General features: G+C 25.1%; 24 protein-coding genes and 1 pseudogene. 8 read left to right on the forward strand and 17 right to left on the reverse strand.

What is annotated here, in order from left to right:
• Nucleotides 1–33: 33 nt before the first annotated feature.
• The 9 genes from MarbSA_RS01665 to MarbSA_RS01705 all read right to left on the reverse strand — a co-directional run bounded on the left by MarbSA_RS01665 (nucleotide 34) and on the right by MarbSA_RS01705 (nucleotide 4,654).
• Nucleotides 34–249 (reverse strand): hypothetical protein, encoded by a 216-nt coding sequence (locus tag MarbSA_RS01665; protein WP_042704108.1) that lies wholly within the window; start codon nucleotides 247–249, stop codon nucleotides 34–36.
• A gap of 198 nt (nucleotides 250–447) precedes the next feature.
• On the reverse strand, nucleotides 448–1,119 hold the full coding sequence (locus MarbSA_RS01670) for a membrane protein (protein ID WP_042704110.1): 672 nt from the start codon (nucleotides 1,117–1,119) through the stop codon (nucleotides 448–450).
• Between the two features lie 200 nt (nucleotides 1,120–1,319).
• Nucleotides 1,320–2,024, reverse strand: coding sequence for an EhaG family protein (locus MarbSA_RS01675; RefSeq protein WP_054835611.1), 705 nt, complete (start codon nucleotides 2,022–2,024; stop codon nucleotides 1,320–1,322).
• A gap of 6 nt (nucleotides 2,025–2,030) precedes the next feature.
• On the reverse strand, nucleotides 2,031–2,564 hold the full coding sequence (locus MarbSA_RS01680) for an EhaF family protein (protein WP_042704114.1): 534 nt from the start codon (nucleotides 2,562–2,564) through the stop codon (nucleotides 2,031–2,033).
• Complete coding sequence (locus MarbSA_RS01685) at nucleotides 2,561–2,821, reverse strand: EhaE family protein (RefSeq protein ID WP_042704116.1); 261 nt, start codon at nucleotides 2,819–2,821, stop codon at nucleotides 2,561–2,563. Before MarbSA_RS01685 ends, MarbSA_RS01680 begins: the two co-directional genes overlap by 4 nt.
• Nucleotides 2,814–3,116, reverse strand: a complete 303-nt coding sequence (locus MarbSA_RS01690; protein WP_155930723.1) for an EhaD family protein — start codon at nucleotides 3,114–3,116, stop codon at nucleotides 2,814–2,816. The genes MarbSA_RS01685 and MarbSA_RS01690 overlap by 8 nt, the downstream gene beginning before the upstream one ends.
• Before the next feature lie 52 nt (nucleotides 3,117–3,168).
• Nucleotides 3,169–3,420, reverse strand: coding sequence for an EhaC family protein (locus MarbSA_RS01695; protein WP_081720147.1), 252 nt, complete (start codon nucleotides 3,418–3,420; stop codon nucleotides 3,169–3,171).
• Between the two features lie 365 nt (nucleotides 3,421–3,785).
• Complete coding sequence (gene ehaB / locus MarbSA_RS01700; RefSeq protein WP_054835896.1) at nucleotides 3,786–4,286, reverse strand: [NiFe]-hydrogenase-3-type subunit EhaB; 501 nt, start codon at nucleotides 4,284–4,286, stop codon at nucleotides 3,786–3,788.
• The gene (locus MarbSA_RS01705) at nucleotides 4,286–4,654 is read right to left on the reverse strand and encodes an energy-converting hydrogenase A subunit A EhaA (protein WP_042704121.1); all 369 of its coding nucleotides are present in this window, start codon (nucleotides 4,652–4,654) and stop codon (nucleotides 4,286–4,288) included. Before MarbSA_RS01705 ends, ehaB begins: the two co-directional genes overlap by 1 nt.
• Nucleotides 4,655–5,369: 715 nt before the next feature.
• Here MarbSA_RS01705 and MarbSA_RS01710 point away from each other — a divergent pair.
• The 4 genes from MarbSA_RS01710 (at nucleotide 5,370) to MarbSA_RS01725 (ending at nucleotide 10,561) form a co-directional block, all read left to right on the forward strand.
• On the forward strand, nucleotides 5,370–6,314 hold the full coding sequence (locus MarbSA_RS01710) for an NAD-dependent epimerase/dehydratase family protein (protein WP_042704123.1): 945 nt from the start codon (nucleotides 5,370–5,372) through the stop codon (nucleotides 6,312–6,314).
• Between the two features lie 227 nt (nucleotides 6,315–6,541).
• Entirely contained in the window at nucleotides 6,542–7,969 is a 1,428-nt protein-coding gene (locus MarbSA_RS01715; protein WP_054835281.1) for a flippase, read from the forward strand.
• A 593-nt stretch (nucleotides 7,970–8,562) separates the two neighbouring features.
• On the forward strand, nucleotides 8,563–9,693 hold the full coding sequence (locus tag MarbSA_RS01720; protein ID WP_054835282.1) for an ABC transporter permease: 1,131 nt from the start codon (nucleotides 8,563–8,565) through the stop codon (nucleotides 9,691–9,693).
• Between the two features lie 19 nt (nucleotides 9,694–9,712).
• The gene (locus tag MarbSA_RS01725) at nucleotides 9,713–10,561 is read left to right on the forward strand and encodes an ABC transporter ATP-binding protein (RefSeq protein ID WP_221061712.1); all 849 of its coding nucleotides are present in this window, start codon (nucleotides 9,713–9,715) and stop codon (nucleotides 10,559–10,561) included.
• 185 nt (nucleotides 10,562–10,746) lie between these two features.
• Here the strand turns inward: MarbSA_RS01725 and MarbSA_RS01730 are convergent, their stop codons facing one another.
• Nucleotides 10,747–13,200: a thioredoxin domain-containing protein gene (locus MarbSA_RS01730; protein ID WP_221061713.1), complete on the reverse strand. Its 2,454-nt coding sequence runs from the start codon at nucleotides 13,198–13,200 to the stop codon at nucleotides 10,747–10,749.
• 530 nt (nucleotides 13,201–13,730) lie between these two features.
• The gene (locus MarbSA_RS01735) at nucleotides 13,731–14,354 is read right to left on the reverse strand and encodes a TetR/AcrR family transcriptional regulator (protein ID WP_221061714.1); all 624 of its coding nucleotides are present in this window, start codon (nucleotides 14,352–14,354) and stop codon (nucleotides 13,731–13,733) included.
• A gap of 204 nt (nucleotides 14,355–14,558) precedes the next feature.
• On the opposite strand from MarbSA_RS01735, the gene MarbSA_RS01740 reads away from it, so the two are divergent.
• From MarbSA_RS01740 to MarbSA_RS01750, 3 genes are all read left to right on the forward strand, one after another.
• Nucleotides 14,559–15,746 carry an Nre family DNA repair protein gene (locus MarbSA_RS01740; RefSeq protein ID WP_054835152.1) on the forward strand — a complete coding sequence of 396 codons (1,188 nt, stop codon included), beginning with the start codon at nucleotides 14,559–14,561 and terminating at the stop codon, nucleotides 15,744–15,746.
• 314 nt (nucleotides 15,747–16,060) lie between these two features.
• The gene (locus tag MarbSA_RS01745) at nucleotides 16,061–17,050 is read left to right on the forward strand and encodes a DegT/DnrJ/EryC1/StrS family aminotransferase (RefSeq protein WP_221061715.1); all 990 of its coding nucleotides are present in this window, start codon (nucleotides 16,061–16,063) and stop codon (nucleotides 17,048–17,050) included.
• A gap of 95 nt (nucleotides 17,051–17,145) precedes the next feature.
• On the forward strand, nucleotides 17,146–17,703 hold the full coding sequence (locus MarbSA_RS01750; protein ID WP_221061716.1) for a class I SAM-dependent methyltransferase: 558 nt from the start codon (nucleotides 17,146–17,148) through the stop codon (nucleotides 17,701–17,703).
• Here the strand turns inward: MarbSA_RS01750 and MarbSA_RS01755 are convergent.
• The 4 genes and pseudogenes from MarbSA_RS01755 to MarbSA_RS01770 all read right to left on the reverse strand — a co-directional run bounded on the left by MarbSA_RS01755 (nucleotide 17,700) and on the right by MarbSA_RS01770 (nucleotide 21,233).
• Complete coding sequence (locus MarbSA_RS01755) at nucleotides 17,700–18,710, reverse strand: ATP-binding cassette domain-containing protein (protein WP_348531745.1); 1,011 nt, start codon at nucleotides 18,708–18,710, stop codon at nucleotides 17,700–17,702. The genes MarbSA_RS01750 and MarbSA_RS01755 overlap by 4 nt on opposite strands.
• Nucleotides 18,711–18,761: 51 nt before the next feature.
• A pseudogene (locus MarbSA_RS10470) lies at nucleotides 18,762–18,917 on the reverse strand (ABC transporter); the annotation flags it as partial.
• Between the two features lie 189 nt (nucleotides 18,918–19,106).
• Nucleotides 19,107–19,679: a KEOPS complex subunit Cgi121 gene (cgi121, locus tag MarbSA_RS01765; RefSeq protein ID WP_244987883.1), complete on the reverse strand. Its 573-nt coding sequence runs from the start codon at nucleotides 19,677–19,679 to the stop codon at nucleotides 19,107–19,109.
• A gap of 36 nt (nucleotides 19,680–19,715) precedes the next feature.
• Entirely contained in the window at nucleotides 19,716–21,233 is a 1,518-nt protein-coding gene (locus tag MarbSA_RS01770) for a (R)-citramalate synthase (RefSeq protein WP_221061717.1), read from the reverse strand.
• A 221-nt stretch (nucleotides 21,234–21,454) separates the two neighbouring features.
• On the opposite strand from MarbSA_RS01770, the gene MarbSA_RS01775 reads away from it, so the two are divergent.
• Nucleotides 21,455–21,724: a hypothetical protein gene (locus MarbSA_RS01775; RefSeq protein WP_221061718.1), complete on the forward strand. Its 270-nt coding sequence runs from the start codon at nucleotides 21,455–21,457 to the stop codon at nucleotides 21,722–21,724.
• 14 nt (nucleotides 21,725–21,738) lie between these two features.
• Here MarbSA_RS01775 and MarbSA_RS01780 read toward each other — a convergent pair whose 3' ends face one another.
• Nucleotides 21,739–22,836 carry a TIGR01177 family methyltransferase gene (locus MarbSA_RS01780; protein ID WP_221061719.1) on the reverse strand — a complete coding sequence of 366 codons (1,098 nt, stop codon included), beginning with the start codon at nucleotides 22,834–22,836 and terminating at the stop codon, nucleotides 21,739–21,741.
• A gap of 71 nt (nucleotides 22,837–22,907) precedes the next feature.
• Nucleotides 22,908–23,678: a zinc ribbon domain-containing protein gene (locus MarbSA_RS01785; protein WP_054835801.1), complete on the reverse strand. Its 771-nt coding sequence runs from the start codon at nucleotides 23,676–23,678 to the stop codon at nucleotides 22,908–22,910.
• Between the last annotated feature and the right edge of the window lie 12 nt (nucleotides 23,679–23,690).

A 23,690-nucleotide genomic window follows, 5' to 3' on the forward strand; every position in this document is an offset into this window, starting at 1 on the left:
AAAACTAAACATAAGAATTAATTACATAATAAATTAATATCCAATGAATGGTTCTTCAGTTCTTTCCTCCATTTCTTCTCTTTTAGCTTTTGCCATAGTTATTAAACCTAATGAAAGTATGAATAGTGGTATGAATACAATAGCTATTCCATAAACAATCCAATCAGAAGGACTAAATATTAAAGCATATAATATTAGCAATAAAGATATTATCAATAATGAACAGCTAGTTAGCATTAGTTTATTCATTTTCACACCTATTAATTCAATAATTTTATCTAAATCTATATAAATCTTTTATAATTTTTTATTATAATAATATAATTTATAATGATATAATTTTTAAAATATATTTATAATACAAAATATATTTATAATACATAATTTTAATGATATGATTTTTAATAAAGTAATATATAATAAAACAATTAATATATTACAGTTGTATTATGTTACAATTATCAACAATACCTCAATTACTCTTATAATTACCATTAAAGAACTTAAATGGATTATTAATAAGAATGGAGAACCTGGTGTCCTAAACATCTCAGCTTTTGTAGCAAAAAATGGAGCTATACCAGTTTCACCAGCTACTCCTATTAAAAGGAGAATTGCTCCAAAAATCATCATAGGAGTTGCAACTAAACCAGAAATCACAAATAAACTTAAAGTTCCAGTAGCTGCAAGAATTATAGATGCTCCACCAAACAAAGGAAGAGAAGAAATCATAGCCATAATTCCATACTGATAAGCTGCATCAAGAACATCAACTTGTTTTACTGCAGAAACTATACCTACATTAACAATACCAATTAAAGCAATAAACAAGGTTAAGTTAAATAAATCTCCAGTAATCATTGCTCCAGCAGTAGCCAACCCACAAATAATAGCTAAAAATCTTCTCACTTTAAACTCAGCTAGACCAATTGAAACTTTATTTTCCTTTAAAGTTCCAAATTCTGCTTCAACTTGAGTTTCAGTTCTACTAATAGCTATAAGAAAAGTGAATATTAAGACAACTGCAAACATAAATAGATGGAATGGAGTTAAATATAGTACAATATCACCTAAAGGTATTGTTCCAAGTAAACTACCACCTAATGACGTAATATCCATAATAATCCTCTTTATTTTATAATAAATTATTTATTAAATATAATTATTTATTAAATATAATCATTTTTATTATAATCATTTTTATTCTTAATTTTTTCAATAATTATAAATTTTCGACATATTATCGATTTATCAACATATTAAATCTTTTTTAATTTAGAATAGTACCATATTCTAAATAAATATATCTCATTACTTACTTATTCTCTCCTATACTCTTCAGTAAGAATAGATCCAATCAATCCTAATTTTGAAGCTACTTTTAAGACTAAACCACAAGCAGCCATGAACAATGAAAGAAGCCAGTATTGAGGAGCCAAGAAGAATAATACAAATCCAACTATCCATAAACACCATGAAATACCAGATATTGCTCCAACACCCTCAATCACGAATACAGGCAATCCTCTTGCCTTTTTACACATCATATAGAATAATATACCTCCACCAGCAACTGCACCACCAGTAAAACCAGTTAAAAATGCACCAAATAATATCATAACAAGAGCTATAAAATTTGGAGCTGTCTTCATAATTTCCATATCTAAGCTTAAAGGAAGTGGGAATACAGAAGGTTTTTCTGTTATAGTCCTATCTTTAGGAACTGAATTTTCAGCTTTTCTCATTTCACGAGATATTAAAATTTCTGAAATAGCCATAATCTCAGCTAATTCTACAACTAAACCAGGAAGTATCAATGCTTCAGCTAAATCTGTTCCAACAGCTGCAACTACAATTAACATAGCTAATCCAACAAGATCAGTTAGGATTAAAATATGAATGTCTCTTTTCTGAATAGCAATTCCAGTTAAACCAACAAAACCTACTATAATCGCTACATACAATGCAGGAAGGTATAAAGATGCTGTAATAGCTGGAACAACCTCTGGAACTAAAGTTACCATATCATTCTACTCCTTTTTTAATTTAGAAGAACCATCTTTAGAATGGGTTTTCTCATCATTTTCTTTTTTCCTATTTATAGTAAAGTTAAGTGCTAGCCAAGAAGCTATAATAAAAGACATCATCAATATTGAAGATTCTAATATTGTATCAAAACCTCTAGTATAATAGAGAATCTCATCAATAAGTCCTCCTGGCGAAGAATAAATACTAGTTCCAAAATATGGAGAAAGCGACGCTACAAGAAGTGCTTGAGGACTCATATAAGAAGTTACCATACCTAAAGACTTTGAATTTTCTGGATATTGAGCTTTAGTTATACCTGGAACTTCTAAAGGAATACCTCCCCTATCATAAGGAGCAGTAGGAGTTCCTTGCTCAATTTGAACTTGAGGAGCAGGTCTTGGATAAATTTGGTCAACATCTAAACTTAAAGGAACAATAAATCCAACTAGAATAACTGCTGCTAATATTACAGAATATACTTTAGGAATTTTATCTGGGTTAGCAAGAGAGTTCCAAAAACGACCAATCCGACTCATACGTCAGCCCCCATTTCTTCTAGTCTAGTTATAGCCCTAAGTAAAATCAAAGTAATAGCTGCAGTAGCAGCCACAAAAGTCATTAGTGCTAAGGTATGATTGTAAACGAGAAATATTAATGATATTCCAACTGCAGCAATTTCTGTATTGAACGTTCTGACAATAGGATCATTAACTCCAGGGCCTGTTACAGTAGCTATACTTCCAATTATAGCTAATATACAACCCGCATAAAATAACATTTGAATTTCAATCAAATATCTCACCTTCAGGATTGTTTTTATTTCCCTCTTCAATATCTCTTTTTCTAATATCATTAATTTTAATAATAGATAAAAGGAATATAACAGTAGATATTGGTCCAAAAAGAGCAATTACTAAAGCTACATCTAAATATTTAAATGAAACAACAGCTAATAATAATCCTGCCTCCATAACTGCAAACATTATAAGCTTATCAAGAGGTTTAACAAGCAATATAATACCAAAAGCACCAATAAACATCAAGATTATTGATATGGATGTTACATTAAGAAAATCTAAAAAAATCATTAAATTCACCGATTATACTAATATTATAAGATATATGCTCATCATAACATATTCACTCATCAAGGATAATTTCATTTTCTAGCCTATTTAAAGTATAAGCTATTGCATTAGAACCAATAGTAGAAGTTATGAAAAATGTAATAGCAATTATAAGACCAAAAGGACTATCTACAGTTAATGCAATAAGTGCTGAAACAGCAAAATCAATAACATTAACATAAAGCATTCTTTCAGCTTTATTTTTAGCTAAAAGAGTTCTTATAGCCATTATAATAATAATTATTCCAATGATTTCTTCTATCATAGTTAACATTCCAATATAATATAATTTTTATCTATAAACACAAAATTTATCTTAAATTAAATCTATTTTTAAGTAATTATTACTTTTTTAAGCAATTATTATAATTTATATAAATTACTATTATTTATATAAATAATTAAACATGATTTTAAATCATTATTAATTATTATACTTTATATAATTATTATAATACATATAACAATTATTAATTCATTTAATTACATTTTAAACTAACTATAAGATTAAATTATATAGACTAAAATACTAATAAATACATAATTAGACTAAAAAACATAATTTAGATATAATAAAAATACCATATAATATTATATTATAAATTTAATGTTATAATCTTCTAATAATGATTATTCTAATTTAGTATATCTGTTAAAAGATTTAGCGATACGTCCAAGTAATTTAGATGAACTTGGATGATGTAATCCTTGAATAGTAGTTATAGCTATTACCATACCAACAACAAACATTTCTGGTGTTAAACCAATGAAAGATGTTAAGTATATTATAACTATTGTAGTTAATGAACCAACAGTACCTGCATATCCAGGATCTGCACATAATCTATTTCCTATATAAACAAAGAAAGTAGCTATCAATCCACCTTCAATCCCAATCAACATATAACCAATTGAAGCTAAAAGAGTTCCTGCAGAAGCATCTGGAGAACATAATATATTCCCTTGGAAGAATCCACCTGATATATCGCCACCTCTTTTTTTAATCTCATGACCTACAATATTTGCACCTTTAACACCAGGAGCCTCAGGTAAACCAAGATAAGTATCAATAAGAACAAAATTTAACCAAGCTATAATAGCTGCAATAATAATTCCTAAAATTTCGTTCATTAGTTAGCCTCCTTTGTTTTTGAAATTTCACTAGAAGATTCATTATTCAAATTATCTCCGTTTTCATCATCATCAGGTTTTGGAAATACATAATCAAAGGCATATTTAACAAATAATCCAGAAACAACACCCCAAAACACAGCTAATAACATTCCATTGTAAATCCAATAGAAATTAACAGAAAAACAAATTGCTAAAAATCCAATAGCAAAAATAGGAGTGGGAAATATTGCGCTTTTATCAAATGAGAATCTAATAGGTTTTTTTGGAAGTAAAGGTAATCCCAATCCCAATGCAATGACTATAGATACAATTACTGTAATTAACAAATTTAGTAATAAGTACATCTCATCAACATGAATAATCATGATAAAATGTTTACTGATTATTATATATAAAACTTATTACTTGCTGGTTGGAGAAACCTATATATATTTAAAAATTATTTTATATTTTAAATCGTGAATCTTAAATAAATTAAAAATGTTTTAAGTAAATTCATGAAAAATAAAAATAAAAATAAAAAATAACATAATATTCAAGGTTAAACATATTTTATTTACATATAAATTATATTTCTACTATTTTTATTAATAATTTAATAACTATTATTAAAAATATTGAAAAAACATTTTAGTATATAAAAAAGAGTGATAATAATATAAAATATGATAATAATATATAAAATATAAAAAAGAATAAAAAGAATAATATAAAAAAGAATAATAATCTGAAGAATAATAATCTGGAAAATAGTAATTTAAAGAATAAATTTTAATAATCTTAAAAATAAATAATCTAAAAATAGTAATTATACCTAAAAGTAACAATAATTAACAATATATACAGGTAATAATTTAAAAATATAATATTATAGTATTTAATTATAATTTTATATTAATTATATATTTATATTGTTATACTTTTATATTATTATATTATAATTAATTAAGAATATAAAAGATGCTATTAAAGTAGGAGATATTATTAAAAATATAGTATTTATATTAAAAAATCTATAAATAATCTTATATCAAAAATACAGTATTAAAAATCCCTAAAATATAATAATAGGTAATTCAAATGAAAAACAAAAATATCATAGTTACTGGAGGCTTAGGTTTCATTGGATCACACATCGTTGAAGAATTAATCAATGCAAACCAAATCACAATAATTGATAATAAATCATCTGGAAAAATTGAGAACTTAGCTAATCCTAACCACGAAAACCTTAAAATAATAACTGAAGATTTGACTACCATTAATTTAGATGATTTAACTCTAATTTTAAAAGATGTAGACTATGTATTTCATTTAGCTGCTCTTGCAAGCGTTCCAATGAGTGTTAAAAACCCTATAAAATCTAATGAAAATAATGTTGATGCAACTGTAAAATTACTAAATGCATCTAAAGATTCTGAAATTTCAAAATTTGTTTTCTCATCTTCTTCCGCTGTTTATGGTGAAAATCCAAATATGCCTCTCTCTGAAAGTGAACTATTAATGCCTACATCCCCATATGCTGCATCAAAAGCATCTTGTGAATTATATTGCCAGTCTTTTTTTGAAAGTTATGGGTTATCAGCTGTCTCTTTAAGGTATTTTAATGTTTTTGGACCTCGGCAAGATGTAAATTCTCAATATGCAGCAGTGATACCAAATTTTATACACTCTTTAGTTAACAATGATCAAGCAATTATATATGGAGATGGAGAACAAACAAGAGACTTCATTTATGTTAAAGATATTGTAAAAGCAAATATTGCAGCTGCAGAATCAAAATATAATGGAATTATGAATGTAGCTTCTGGAATATCTATGAGCATTAATCAACTTTATAATATTATAAAAAATACATTAGGCTCTGAATTAGATCCTATTTATAAAGAAAAGCGTCCAGGAGATATAAAACATTCTTTAGCTAATGTTCAAAATATGAAACATATTAGATTTAAGGTTGATCCTTCTTTATTCACTAAACAATTAGAAACAACAATAAAATGGTTTAAAAATAGTGAAATTTAAGAAATAGCTTAAAAACAAAGTTATAAGAATTATAATCCTCTAAAAATAATTTAAAAATAATTTTAAAAATAATTTAAAAACAACTCATAGTAATTATAATTCTCTAAAAACATTTTTATAACAATTTAACCAGAAACAAATAAGCAATTTTATCAAACTAATTTTATTCTAACACCCAACTTAGATCATAGAAATTGAAATATAAAAACTTAAACATTAGTGAAAATATGAGCAAAATAAATGAAATTTTTAAAAATACTAGCTGGTTACTTATTTCACAGATAATAACAAGCATTTTTGGATTTGTATGGATTGTTTTATTAGCTAGATATTTAGGAGTTTCAGATTTTGGAATAATGAATTTTGCTATATCTTTTACAAGTATTATGAGCATATTTATTGATTTAGGAATTAATACATATATTACAAGAGATTTATCAAGATCACCAGAATTATCACAAAAATACATAGGAAATGCAATTCCATTAAAAATATTCTTATCAATATTATCATTTATAGCCACATTGGTTATTTTATTGATAATGGATTACAATTTACTATCAATACAAGTGGTACTGCTATTTGCAATACAAACTATATTCTTAAGTATGGGATGGTTATTCAATGGAGTATTCCAAGCATTTAGTAAAATGAAATACCAAGCTATAGGAATAATTATAAACAGCTCATTAATATTATCAGGAACTCTTCTTTTAACATATTTTAACTTGGGATTGATTGCTGTTGCTTTATCATATATGGTTGGAAGTATAATTACTCTAATTTATTTATATAATAATATTAAAAATAAAATAGTAATTCCTAAAATTCAAATTGATTTAGATTTTTGGAAAAAATCTATAAAACAGGCTATTCCCTTTGGAATAACCGGAATATTTACCACTATATACTTTATGATCGATACAGTTATGATATCATTTATGGTAGGTAATACTGCTGTTGGAATATATAGTTCAGCTTATAAAATTATCACTGTTTTTACAACAATTTATACAGTTTATACTTATGTTGTTTTTCCATTAATGTCAAAATTATATAAAGATTCAGAAGATCTTTTAAAAATTTCTTATGAAAAATCCATAAAGTATTTAATAATGATTATGTTGCCATTTGCTATTGGAATAACAATATATTCAGAAGATATTATAACATTAATTTATGGAAAAAGCTATATTTTTGCTGGAGATGTTTTAAAAATATTAATATGGAATGTGCTATTCATTATGATTAATGGAGCATCAACATCACTTTTAAACTCATCTAATAGTGAAGTAGCTGTTACAAAAATAAATGGATTAGCTTGTTTAGTAAATGTAGTTTTAAATCTATTTTTAATATATTACCTAAGTTACATTGGAGCAAGTATAGCTACAATAATTACAGGAGTAATAATATTTATATTAATGACTTATATTATTTTAAAAAATAAATATAAGCCAGATAAATCCTTAATTTATGGAATAGTAAAAATTTGTGTGTCTGGACTTATATTAGCTATTATTCTGTTGATACTCAATTTATCAATGTGGATAGCTCTCCCTGTAGCAATCATCATTTATTTAATTGGAATATATTTAACAAAATCATTAGATTCTACAGATAAGGCTGTTATAAAAGAAATCATTGGAAAATAAAATATTATTATTAATATTATCATTTTTATTTACAATATTATCACTAAAATCATAAGATCATATTCACAATAATAAAATCTTTATATGAATACACCAAGACATCTTGAATCATTAATACATTTAATACCCTCAAAGTTAATAACATCATTGTTTAACTGATTAAAAAATTTTTAATAATTTTATGTTGTTGATTAGAATCAACTAAAGATGCATAGAGTCCTAAATAATTAATAGTGTTAATATCCAATTCTAATTTTCCCATATATTTTAAATTAAAACTACTCTTTCTTATAATATCAAAATAAACAAAAAAAATCTTAATAGGATTAAAACCAATTTTATATAGTTATAAGCTAATCAAAATGCTACTTTAAATGACCTGATATTTTTGATTCACATGTAAAATCTCCAACATAAAGATGAATTATTTACTATGAGATAGTAATATGAAAATAATAGAGAATATTCACTGCTAGTAATATTTATTTTTTTATATATAAATATAACTAACTACTCAATAAAGCTAAAAAAATATTAAAGATAATTAAAAAGGACATTAATTTTAAATATATTATCAAACTTAATTATTGTTTATGTCATTTATATCATTAATTTTTAAAAATCCCTTTAGAAATAAAAGTAGAGCGATTCTTGCTATTATTGGAATTGGGATAGGAATAGCTACAATTGTTGCACTTGGAGCTATAACAGCTGGACTAACTTCAACCATGGACGAAACATTACATGCAGGAGGATCTGACTTTTCAATAAGTGGAAAAACAGATAATTCAGGTACTACAACTAATCCACTAGGCACAAGCACTTTTAGTGAAAATTGGACATCAACGATTGATAATGTGAGTGGTGTTAAAAATGCTGCAGGAGTTTATATTGGAATGGTTTCAGTTCCAGACTCTCAATTTTTCACACTGATTGGTATTGATTCAAAAGATACAGATTTTGCAGATTTAAAACTAACTAAAGGAACAATGTTTAAAAATGATGCAGATGAGATCATACTTGGAAAAATATCTGCAGATAAATTAAACAAAAATGTCAATGATAACTTAGAAATAAATGGAGAAGAATACAAGATAACTGGAATATTTGAAACAGGAGATCCTAATCAAGATGAAGGAGCATACAGTTCACTTAAGAGTGTTCAAGATCTAATGGATGATACTGGAAATATCAGTATGATTTATGTTAAAGTTGATAGTGGTGTTGATGTGGATAGTGTTACAAAAACAATCGAAGATAGATATGGTGACAATATTACTACAGTAACATCTATTTCAGATATTGAAACAATAGCTAATGCATTAGATATGGTAAATAGTGCCTCATTTGCAATTTCCCTTTTAGCTATAATCATTGGAGGAATTGGAATAATAAACACTATGATTATGTCTGTATATGAAAGAACAAGAGAAATTGGTGTTTTAAAAGCTGTTGGATGGAAAGGAAGAAGAATACTTGGAATGATACTGGGAGAATCAATTGTACTTACAGTAACCTCTGGAGTTATAGGTTCAATAATCGGAGTAGTGGGACTTGAAATCTTAGTAGCTTTAGGTGTTTTAGGAAGCATGACTCCAATGTACACACCATACATATTCTTACAAGCATTTGCAGTAGCAATTGTTGTAGGACTTGTTGGAGGACTTTATCCTGCATGGAGAGCTAGTAGACTCCCACCAACTGAAGCATTAAGATATGAATAAATAAATGGAGGTGATTTTAATGGTAAAAAATGATTTAACTAAAACAAATGAAATTGAAAATATAGATGAAAATAATAAAAATAATAATAATAATGATATTAATAATAGTGTTAATAAGGATATTAATATTAATAAAGATATTAATGAAAATAATATCATCAAAGAGAATATTGTTGAAATTAAAGGCTTAGAAAAAAGCTATGAAAAGGGCAATATAAAAGCTTTAAATGGAATTGATTTAGATATAAAAGAAGGAGAATTTGTATCTATTATTGGACCATCTGGATCTGGTAAATCAACACTACTTAACATGCTTGGAGCATTAGATATAGCAGATAGTGGAACAATTAATGTTGCAGGTTATGATTTAAGTAAAAACAAGAATTTAGATGAGTTTAGATCAAAAAAGATAGGTTTCATATTTCAACTGCACAATTTAATCCCCAATATTTCAGTAGTTGAAAATGTAGAAATACCTATGTTTGAAGGAAAACTATCTAGTAAAGATAGAAGAACATTAGCTTTAAAACTCTTAGATAGTGTAGGGTTAAAAGATAAAGCAAAAATTAAACCAACTAAATTATCAGGAGGAGAAAGACAAAGAGTAGCTATTGCAAGAGCTTTAGCAAATGATCCTTCAATAATATTAGCTGATGAACCTACAGGATCCCTTGATTCAAGAACTAGTAAAAAAATCTTGGATCAACTAAATAAAATGCATAAAGAAAAAAATGTTACATTAATTATGGTAACACATGATATGAATGTAGCTAAATTAGCTGATAGAGTAATAGAAGTTTTAGATGGAAAAATACTTAAATCAACAGACAATTCCCTATTAAATGATAATATAACAATAGAAGGATAAAATTATATTATCCCCTATTTTTTATTATCCCAATTATATCCTATTATCCATTATTATTTCTTATTACATTATATATATCTTATCATCCCTTATTGTTTCTTATTGCCTTATATTATATCCTATTATCTTTCATTATTCTCTATTTTTTATTAATTTTATAAAATTTATTATTTCTTACTTTTTTATTAATTTTCTACATTTTTATTAGTTAATTTAATAATTTTAGAATCAATATCATCATATAAAAAGTCATCTATTTTTTTATAAGGTTTACAGGTCATATTTTCACAAACAGAAATCATATTTTCGTTAAAATTTTCAGAATCTTTATCAAGAAGAGAAATAGTTAAAAAAGGATTCCAAAAGCTTAATTTTTCTTTAGCAATATTAATACTAATTTTATTAATATTTTTATTAATATTAATATCCTTATTAATAATATTGTTAACATCCTTATTATTATTTTTATTAATATTTTTATTATCTAAATCAAGGGCTAAATTAATATGAAGACCACCAGACTTATCATAAATTAATCCTGAAATTAATGTTATAAATGCTAATGGATTTTTTTCAATATCTGTCTTTAAACTATAAATAATCTCTTCAAAAACATCTTTATAATAATCATTATTTGTAATCGAATACAACCTCATAAGATTAAATACACTTATATTGTTACCTGAAGGAATAGCACCATCATAAACATTTTTAGTTCTAATTGGTAGATCATTTACATCAGATCCAGATAAGTAAAGAACTCCATCATCAAAAAATAGATCAATCATACTATCCATTAAATTTTGAGCATTATTTAACCATTTTTTATTTAATGTTACTTGGAATAACTCAATAAATCCCCATATAACATAAGCATAATCATCTAAAACTCCTTTGTTTCTGATTTTCCCATCTTTATAACTAGTATATAATCTTCCATCTTTTATTAACTTATTTATTATAAATTCTCCAATTTCTTCAGCTTTTTCGATATACTCTCTTTTATTTAAAATATTTGCACCCATAGACAAAGTAGCTATCATTAATCCATTAACAAAAGCTAAATTCTTTTTATCTTTAAATGGAGGAGTTCTTTTTAGCCTAAAATTATATAATTTTTTTGTAGAATCTTCAATAAATGAATTAAATTCAAAATTTTCATCAGCATCATGATTTTGAATAGTATTCTCATTTATATTTGGATTAACCTTATTATAACCATTTATATTCTGATCATTTATATCATGATTATTTATATCATGATCATGTATATTCTGATCATGTATATTATAATTTCCACTTCCAAAAATAGTATAATATTCTTTTTTATTATTATAAAAGGTTTTAATTAAGTTAGGAATATTCTTTTTTTTAAAATTTCCATCTCTAGTTATATCAAATAATTTACAAAATTTTTCAGAGTCTGAAGAGCCTAAAACTTTTCTAATATCATTTATTGTGAACAAATAATATTTTCCTTCTTCACCTTCACTATCTGCATCTTGAGCTGTATAAAACCCATGTTCTCCTAACATTTCTCTAAAACAATAGTCTAAAATTTTTTTAGCTATTTTAAGATACTTTTTATTAAATAATAAACCAGCTTCAAGATAAGCTATAGCTAAAATACCATTATCATACATCATTTTTTCAAAATGAGGAACTAACCATTTATAATCAACTGAATATCTCGAAAACCCACCAGCAATATGATCAAAAATACCTCCATTAAACATACTATCTAATGTCTTTTCAACCATATCCTTTGCTTCCAAGCTTTCTGTTTGAAAATAGTATCTATTTAAAAAAAGAATGTTTTGAACTGATGGAAATTTAGGAGCATATCCAAATCCTCCAAACCGATTATCAAACCTTGATTTAAGATCTTCAAATGTTCTTTCAATTATAGAATAATCTAAAACTGACTCATCCTTATCTCTATTATTGACAATACTCTTATTATCAAATCTATCTGATCTATTTAAATTTTTTAAATCATTAATTATATCATTAGCAATATTTTTAACTTTATTTGGATCATTCTTCCAAGTATTGGATATATCATTTAATATTCTAATAAGAGATATTTTAGGATAGTATGTCCCTGCAAAAAAAGGTTTTTTATCATTATCTATTAAAACTGTTAATGGCCAACCACCATTTCCTGTGAAAATAATAGCTGATTCCATATACATACTATCAACAGAAGGCATTTCTTCTCTGTCAACTTTTATACTGATAAAGTTTTCATTTAGAATCTTAGCTACTTCTTCATCTTCAAAAGATTCTTTTTCCATGACATGACACCAATGACATGTTGAATACCCAATACTTAAAAATATAGGTTTATTTTCTTTCTTAGCTAATGAAAAAGATTTTTCATTCCAAGGATGCCAATTTACTGGATTATATGCATGTTGCAAGAGATAGGGAGATGTTTCATTAATCAAATCATTTGGTTTTCTGTTTTCATTTATTTTATTATTACTATTATTTTTATTAATAGTTTTTTTATCAATATTTTTAATACCACTACTCTTATTATCAATATCACTAACACTATTATTAATATTTCTAACACTTTTATTATTAGTATTACTAATATTTTTATTACTAGTATTTTTACGATTAAAACTCATTTAAAACACCAAAATCTAAGGAATATGATAAATTTAACTAAAAAATTTCATTTTTTAAATATTAATAATGTTTTTCCCATAAAACGATAAAATATCAAAAATAAATCAAAAAGCATATGATGAAAGATATAATTAAAAAATATAAATAAAAAATATGGATAATATATAAATATTATATATGTAAATATATAGGGAATTTAATGAATCTAATAATATTATGTTAGAACAGTATAATAAAATTTACTTTTTAATTATACATAAAGTTAGAATGAAAATTATTAAAAATAATAAAATTATTAAAAATAAAGATATTATTAAAAATAAGGGTATTATTGAAAATAAAAATATTAAAAAGAGAATAATATTAAAATAAGAATTAAAGATAATAAAAATATTAAAAATAAGGATATTATTGAAAATAAGTATATAATAAAAATATTAAAAATATAATAATAAAAAAATAATAAAATATAGGTAATAATATTTAAAAATTAAATAATAATAGTAAAGTAAAAATTAATTAACAACAATTATTTACTATTATCTAATCCTAAATTTTTACATATCATATTTAAATTTAAATCTATGAGTTTTTCTAATCCAAAATGAGGGAATATTATGGAAAGTTCAATGAAGCCCATAAATATTGTGAAAATGTAAAGAGCTGCATCTTCAGAATTGATATCCTCAGGAATTTCTTTATTCTTTTTTGACTCTTCTATTAAATCTTTATAAAAATTAAATATTTTAAGATTTAATTCATGGTAAGTTTCTCTTAGCTCAGGATGTTGATGATAAATACCCATAAGTAATAAATAATACTCTTTATAATCAACCCCATCTTTATCAGAAAGCTCAAAAATATTGCAATTGCTCTCAATATCAAGACAAGTATGATAATAAAAAACAAATTTTAATTTTTCAATTATAGTACCTTTATAATTTTTAACTATTTTTTTAAAGTTATCAATTTCATTTAAAAGATATAATTCAACCATATATTTTAATATGTCATTTTTATTATCAAAATGGTAATATACTGCTCCAGTAGTTACATCTGCTGCTTCTTGAATTTGTTTTAAAGATACATTATCAAACCCATACTTAAGAGCTAGCAAAAATGTAGCTTCAGCTATTTTATCTTTATTATTCATGCAAAAAACCTTTTTTATTTATTAATCTAATATATCATTAATATATCCAATTAAAGTATAGTAATATATTATATTATATACTTATATAAATATTCTCAATTCTAAATATTATTGATACTAAATTCTCAATACTAAATATAATAAATATTATAAAAATAAGTAAAACACTATTTTAAAATACTAGTTTAGAATATAAATTAATGTATGTTTAGATCAAAAAATGCCTATTTAAAAAAATTAACAGAAAAAATTCAAATGAAATCTGTAAAAGTAGGTAAAGATTTAGATGGAAGTACACCACCATCAGTATTTATTGGTAGATGGAGCTATCCAAAAGTATATGCTGGTCCAATGATGGTATCTGAAACAGGAGATACTTCTATAATGGATTCACCAGAATCATGGATTGGTGAAAATAAAACACAAGAAGATATAATAAATTATCGTTTAAATCTTGTTAGAGGTAAACAATTAATAAAGATTGATGATATCGAAAATCCATTTGTTGAAAAATTACAAGACATATCATTATCATCAAAATCAACAGATACTGAAGCAAAATTTGGTAAAAGACCAGTTGGGTCATCATTTAATGAAGATAGCACTCCTCATGGACCAAGTGCTGTTATTGAAAAATTTGATATAGATAGCGTAAGATGGGATAAACAACTTGAAAAAACTTACTATGATACTGATTTAAAAGCTACAGAAGCAGTTATAAATTTACATGATAAAGATGTGCCCTTCTCAGCGATGCAAAAAGCTTTTTCAGTTGGAGCAATAGGAACTAAAAATAGAAGAAAACTTGTTCCAACAAGATGGTCAATTACAGCATGTGATAGCTCAATAGCTAATACACTTCTTAAAGAAGTTAGACATTACCCAATTATTGATACTACAAGAGTATATGAATTTAGTAGTCTTAAAAATTATTATGCTATAATTCTTACTCCACTGGAATGGCAATATGAATGGATGGAGGCATTTATAAAAATACTTGGAAAAGAAGAAATGATCTTTTCAGATTATGAAACCAATACAGATAAAAAAGAGTATTCCAGTGTTGGAGGATGTTATTATACTTGTAAAATGGCAGTATTAGACTCATTAGCTAAACAAAAAAAGCAAGCAGGAGCTATTGTTCTTAGAGAAGCTTACTCTGGTTATGTTCCTCTTGGAGTTTTCAATGTCAGAGAAAATGTTAAATATGCAATGGAACAACCCTATAAAGAATTTGAAAGTTTAAAACAATCGCTCGAATACATAGGAACAAAGCTTAAAATCCCAGTGAATAAGTATGTTAAAACAAGTGAACTCTTAAAAGAATTATTACAATCAAGACAAACAACATTAGATGCATTCTTTAAAAAAGATGTTAAACATCAAATGTAAGAATTTTGAATTATAAAATAAATTTAAGAAAGTATAAACTAATAAAATAAGAATCTATCTTCGTTTAATAATATTTTCTAATAATTAAAAAATCAAAGCTTTCTTAATTTTACAAAAAATAAAAAAATTTTTAAAATTAAATAAAAACTTCTTTTTTAAAATTAAAAAATAAAAATTTTATAATTAAATAAAAATGTGATTACAGAAAATGTGATTATAGAAAATATGATATGTATAAAATATAGACTACAACATGTAGTTTAATTAATTATTTAGTTTAGGGAAAATTAAAAAATTTATAAAAAGGCCAAAAAATGAATCTATTATACAAAGAATCTTCAAAAAAAACAAAAGAAGCAATGGAAGCAACAATAAAAGATTCACTAAATTTTGAAAATAAAAATAATAATGATAATGATATTAAGGCTAAAATATGTTCAAAAACAGATCATAGCTATTGTGAAATTGTAAATAGTGGAAATGCAGCTATAATGGTAGCTATGAATGCAATTAAAGGCCCAATAATAATACCGGATCAAGGAGCTTGGCATGGTTTTAAACAAATAGCTAAATTCCTAAATAAAGAAATACTAACAATTAAAACAGATTTGGGGATAATAACTCAGGAAAAATTAGATGAGTTTCTAGAAAAAAACCATTATATTAATAATAATGGAACTTCAGCTATATTCTTAACTAGTTTTGCAGGATATACAGCAGAACAACCAATGAAAAAAATAAGTAATTGGTCTCGAAAAAATGATATTACTCTTGTTGAAGATGCATCAGGAGGAATATGTGACTTTGAGAAGAAATTAGCTAATGGAAAGTATTCAGATATTATAATAGTTTCAACTTCATCACCAAAGGTGATTAATGTTAATGATGGTGGTTTTATAACCACCAACAATAAGGAGATTTTTAAAAAATCAAAACTTCTATTAAAAGTATTTAAATCTAATAATATTACAAAAAAAGCTATTTATACTGAGATAGATTTTGCAGAAAACAATCTAAAAAAGACAATTCAAGCTACAAGTTATATTAAAAATAATCTTGATAATATTATACATCAAAAAAAAAGGGGAACTAACGTTATATTAGCTAGTGATAATCATCATGAATTATATAAAAATCTAAAAGGAGAATTTGATCTAGGTGGGCGAACGTTTATAACTAAATGTCCAAACTATAACCGGGTGAAAGAAAAGGGAATAGCCATTGAAATTAAAAATTTAGATACTAAATCCCTTAAAAAAGAAAATTTAGATGAAATCATCAGAATTGTTCAGAAATATCAATGAAAAAAGAATAAAGTTTTATATACATGTATAAATTAATCATTTGAATTTTAGTAGTAGAGTTATTGTAATTATATTTGTTGTTATGGTGATATATTATGGTCAATGAAGATGTTTGTTCTTATAAGAGAGCTGGTTTTTTCGATTCTAAAATTCGTAAATTGTTTCAAAATCCAAATAAAATATTAAGTCCTTATATTGATAAAGGAATGAATGTTCTTGATTTAGGTTGTGGACCTGGGTTTTTCACATTAGAAATGGCAAATTTAGTTGGTGAATCTGGAAAAGTAGTTGCAGCAGATTTACAAGAAGAAATGCTAGTTAAAGTAGAAAATAAAATAAAAAATAATCATTTAAAAGAGATTATAAAACTTCATAAAACTCAAAAAGATAGTATTGGTCTTTCAGAAAAATTTGATTTCATTTTAATCTTTTATATGTTACATGAAGTATCAAATAAAAGAAAGTTTTTAGGAGAATTAAAAAATTTATTGAAAAATGAAGGTAAAATTCTAATCATAGAACCTAAAGGTCATGTTTCTAAAGAAAATTTTGAAAAATCTGTTAGATTAATCAAAGAAGAAGGATTTAAAACTTCTAAAGGAGCAAAAATATTCTATAGTTATAGTATTGCTTTAGAAAAAATTGCAGATTAGAAACTTGGAATAAAAAATTCTTTTAATTTTCTTTCTCCTTCATCATCAATATAATATTTATCAATTATCTTTCCTTCTTCAAAATGTATAACATAATTACAACATTCTAAAATAAGTTCAAGATCATGAGAAACAATAAAAGAGCTAATTCCTCTTTTTTGAAGATTTTTTATATTATTAGCTACTTCTTTCATATGTTTTAAATCTAAACCACTTGTTGGTTCATCAAAAATTATTATTTCTTTATTAGAAGCTATTGCACTACCTATAGCTATTCTTTGTTTTTGCCCACCAGATAAAGCCATTGGATGTGCATCCTTTAATTGTAATAAATCAAGCTTTTTTAAAATATTTTCAGCTATCTCTCTTTTTTCTTTATTCATTAAGTTCTGTTTATTAATATGATCATTATAATCCAAGCTTAAAAAAATTTCATCTAATACGCTCTCTGCAAATAGCTGATGATTAACATCTTGCATTACCATGTATGAAATTCTAAGCCTATTTTTTGATTTAAGATTTTTTCCATTAATATTTATTGTTCCTTTACATTTACGCTCTAAACCACATAAACATCTTGCAAATGTGGATTTACCAGCACCGTTATCTCCAATAATAGCTATTATTTCATTTTTAGGAATTTTAATTGAATTTATATCTATAGCTAACATTTTGCCATATGAAAATTTAAAATTTTTTAATGTGAAATAATGTTTTGATTGTGAATCTTTTATATTATGTTCTTTACTAGAATTTTTAATATTATGTTCATTTATTTCATCAAAAATATTCTTTTTATTTTTTGTTAGATTATTTAAAGATAATGCTCTAATTCCTAAATTTAAAAAAGATTTATTATCCATTAAGTTAAACTCTTCATTGGATATTATTCTTTGAATTTCTCCATCTTTCATATATATCATACGATCAATGATATCTTTTAAAAAATATAGCCTATGCTCTGCTATGATAACCGTTTTACCCATTTTTTTCCAAGAAAGAATCATTTTTCTTAAGTCCCATGTTGATTTAGAATCAAGGTTAGATGAAGGTTCATCAAGAAGCAAAATTTCTGGAAAGCAAGCTGAAATTGAGGCACATGCTATTTTTTGTTTTTCACCACCAGATAATTTGAAAATACTTTTATTTAAAAGAGTTTCTATTTGAAAATCAGAAACTACCTTATTAATTCTTCTTTCTATTTCTTCTACTGGTAATCCTAAGTTTTCACATCCAAAAGCTAGTTCACTAGTAGTATCAACATTAAAAAATTACGTAAAAATCAGTATATTAAACTAATAAAACTTCAAAATGAAAGTTTAACATAGAATATTTAGATATTCCTTCTAAATTCATTATTTAATTAAAAAATAAAAACTAAAAAATTAAAAAACTAGAAAGAATCATAGCTCAACTATTAAAGCTGAAGTTCTATCAATTAAAATATCATCAACAGCCATAATAGCTAATTCTTCCTCTGGAATATTATATATTTCTTTAAGTATAGATAAGTTTGGTTTTAAAACAATATCATCTCTAATAAATATTTCAGATAACTCTTCAATAAAATAATCAGGACAATTAACTAAAACAATAGCCATATCCATCTGTTTTTCTTTTAAACCTAAAACATCCAAAGCTTTTGATATTTGTCTTTGAGCTGATGTTCTTAAAACAATTTCAATCCCTAAATCATTAGCTAAATTTGTACCTCTTTTAAAAGCTAAAATAGCATGAATTACTCCATGAAACAGATGTTTTTTTCCAGCTATTGCAGTTGCATCCATTAATTGAATTATACAACCATCACAACAATTATCCTTTATCAAATCAACTTTTTCTAAAATTTTAGGAATGTTCTTTATATTACCTTTAAATCCAACTATTTCAATATTATCTTCAATTCCAAGAGTTTCAAAAAGCTTTAATTCATTTATATTTTCTCCATTATATTTCAATTCACTATTATTTCTCAAAATAACACCATTTAACAAAAAATTGAAGATTTCTACTCATTCAACATCTTCTAAAAGTCTGTTTACACCACTTAAATAAGCTTCAACACTAGCATTGATAATGTCAGGTTGTGTACTTCTTGCAGAAATTATCTTATCACCTAGCCTTAACTTAACAATAACATCAATTAAAGCGTCGGTACCGCCAGTAATCGCATCAACATGGTATTCTTCAAGTTCAACATCTGCAAATTCAGATATTCCCTTTTTAACAGCTACAATAGCAGCATCAACAGGACCAATACCAACACCAGCCTCTAAAATATCTTTATCATCAATTTTAAGCTTTATTGATGCAGTTGGGATAACTTTATTTCCAGAAACAATAGTAACTTCTTCAAGTTTAACTTTTTGTTCTCTTTTTAACTCTAAAACATTATAAGCTATAGCTTGTAAATCAACATCAGTAACACATTTACCCATATCACCTAAAGATTTAACCTTTTCAAAGATCTCTTTAAATTGTTCATCATTAGCTTTTATTCCAAGCTCATCAAGATTGTTTTTCAATCCCTTAGTTCCAATGTGTTTTCCCATTATAAATTTTCGTTTATGACCAACAAGTTCTGGAACTATTGGTTCATAAGTAGCAGCATTTTTAATTACACCATCAGCATGAATTCCAGACTCATGAGCAAAAGCATTTTCACCAACAATAGCTTTATTAGGCTGAAGATAAACACCAGTAAGTCTAGATACCAGTTTTGATGTTGAATAAAGTTCTTGAATATTAATATCTGTTTTATAAATTGAAGAATCATTATCTTCAATTGTATAATTTTGACCTTTACCATACAGTGTTTTTAATGAAACAATAATCTCTTCAAGAGAAGCATTTCCTGCCCTTTCACCAATTCCATTTACAGTACAATGAAATTCAGTAGCTCCAGCACGAATCGCTCCAAGAGTATTAGCTACAGCTAAGCCAAAGTCATTATGACAATGAACACTCAAAGGTGCATTAATAGTGCTTAACTCCTTATAAAATTCAAAAGACTTTTCAGGAGTAAGCATTCCAACAGTATCACAAGCACAAATTCTTTGTACTCCTACATCAACACCTTGATTAAAAATTTCCTTTAAAAACTTCATTTCACTTCTAGTTGCATCTTCAGCAGATAATTCTACTATCAATCCATGATCAAGAGCATATTCACTAGCATCAATTGCTTGTGATAAAACTTCTTCCTTAGATTTTTTAAGTTTATGTTCTATATGAAGGTTAGAAGTTGGAACAACAAGATGCACACTATCAACATCACATTCCAAAGCAGCATCGACATCTACTTTAACAGCACGAGCAAAACTAGCTATTTCAGCATTAAGACCTTCACTTGTTATCTCTTTAATAGATTTTCTTTCACCCTGAGAAGTAATAGCCGAACCTGCTTCAATAATATTAACCCCAATTTCATCGAGTTTTGTAGCTATTCTTAACTTTTCACTGGCTGTGAGCGATATTCCAGGAGTTTGCTCCCCATCACGAAGAGTAGTGTCTAATACTTTTATTTTCATCTAATCCCCTAAAGGTGTATTTATTTATATTGTATATATTTTATTTTAATATTACATTTTAAATTTCATATATTTTATCTATATCTCATATATTCTATATTTCATATATATTACATTTAAATTTTATTTCTATTAACTCTATTTCATATTTCTAATAATTCTATTTTATAATTACATTATAATATAATTTATTAAAAATAATATAAATAAGAATAATAAAAGTGAAAACACTAAAAATAAAAATAATAAAAATACTAAAAATAAAAATAATAAAATTAAAAACACTAAAATTAAAAATAATAAAAATACTAAAAATAAAAATAATAAAATTAAAAACACTAAAATTAAAAATAATAAAAATACTAAAAATAAAAATAATAAAATTAAAAACACTAAAATTAAAAATAATAAAATTACTAAAAATAAAAATATTAAAAGTGAAAATATTAAAAATAATAAAAATATTAAAATTAAAAATTAAAAATATTTAAAAGAAATAAATTATTTAATTGGTTTTTTTAATAACAGAAATAATACGAGTCAAACTTTTATGCATTTTAATCTTATGCCTCTCTAATAATTTGAAGCCAAGCTCATTTAAGAAAGGATCTATATCAAGATAGTGAGGATGAGCTATACATAAATATGCATTTTCTTTCATGTTATAATCTATTGATTCAAGGAACTGGTGAAATATCTTACCACTTTTTTCACCACCAGTAGAAGTTGAAATACCATAAGGAGGATCAGTAACAACAGCATCCACCTTTTTATACAGTTTCAACTCACGAACATCAATATGATGAGCCTCATAATCATTTTCACAAATATCACAATAATCAAGATTACTACAATAATCAAGATTTATCAGTGTTCCATTTTTCATTTTCCAATTAATATCAGAACCAATAAGCTTAGTACCTATCATAGCACCTTCAATAAGAATACCCCCAGTACCACAAAAAGGATCCAGAAGAAGCTGATCTTCTTTTATATGTGATAAATTAACCATACAACGAGCAAGCTTAGGACTCATAGAACCTGGATAAAAAAAAGGACGTTTATGAGGTTTTAAATTTTGAAAATGTTTTTTATTAAGTTTAAATTTTTCAATACAAATAAAAACTTCTTTTTGAGTAGCTACAACCCTAATAAATGATTTTGGGTTATTTAAATTAACTTTTAATTCAGCCACATCAGTTTTTCCAGAAGTACCAGAAGCAGTATTATTTGAAGATAAAATTAAATGACCTAGTCTTCGTTCAACATCTGTTGTATCAATATTGACTTTTTCAAACCTTTTAATTCTAACTACAAAATCCTCTTCAATATAATCATTCCAATTAACAGAGTTAAAACCACTTTCAAGATTATTTAAATCTGTTCTTAATATAAGCTCATGAATTTCATGAGTATAAGCTAATCTTCTAACCAATGTCTTGTAATTTTTATAAAAATCCAATTCATTTAATGATTTTAGTAAAATTAATCCTTGAGTTATAACCTCAACATCACAATCAATATTTTCACAAGTCAAAACAGCTTTTAACTCAGCTAAAGGAAGAGTTTCATGTTCTTGAGATTGAATAAGTAATAAATCCATTTATATAACCAACTATAATAAAAAAATAGAAAATAAAATAGTTATTTAAAAATTTAAACCATTGATTAGATTTAAACCATTGATCCAGCATAAGCTAGAAATCCAATATAGAATATAAAAAACACTAACCAAAATATAGCTCCTAAAATCATCACCAATATTTCAGAATTACTAAATTCCCTTCTGACAGGAAGGTTAGATTGTTTAATCCTCCAAAATTCATTAATACTCTCTTGAACATTTGTATATACCCAGAAAGATAGTACTACTCCTATAAATGGAAGAAAATTAGAAAATATTAAAGTTAACACATTTAAACCTGAAGAATAAGAAGATTCAATTTTTTCTTGTTTAATAAACTGGCTCATATCTTCTAAGGTTTGATAAAAAACTACTATATTAGCTATAGGAATTATCATTAAAAATGTTCTTATACCTGGACTAACATCCTTACCAAGATCATCTCTTAAATAACAATTAGTCTTATAAACCCAGTAAAATGAATATAAGCCTAATGTAAAAGCCATTAAAAGTAAAAGTCTTCTTATTGGAAGAATATTTGAATATTCAGGAAAATTCTTTTTATTATAATTATTAACAGAATTAGATTCTGAAAAAGACTCGGATTTATCCCCAATATCATTAATATGAATATCATTAGTATTTCCATTTTTTAAATCATTATCTTCCTTTAAATTATCTTTTGAAACATAATTGTTTTGAATATGATTTCTAGATACTGAAATTCTTTCAAACCAATTTCCACAATGTTCACATTTTTCAGCATCAGCAGAGATCTTTTCTCCACAATAAATACAATACTTGTGTTTTTCAGACTCCATATTATCTTCCTT

It is taken from the genome of Methanobrevibacter arboriphilus (assembly GCF_019669925.1).
In the GTDB taxonomy this organism is placed as follows: Archaea; Methanobacteriota; Methanobacteria; order Methanobacteriales; family Methanobacteriaceae; genus Methanobinarius; species Methanobinarius arboriphilus_A.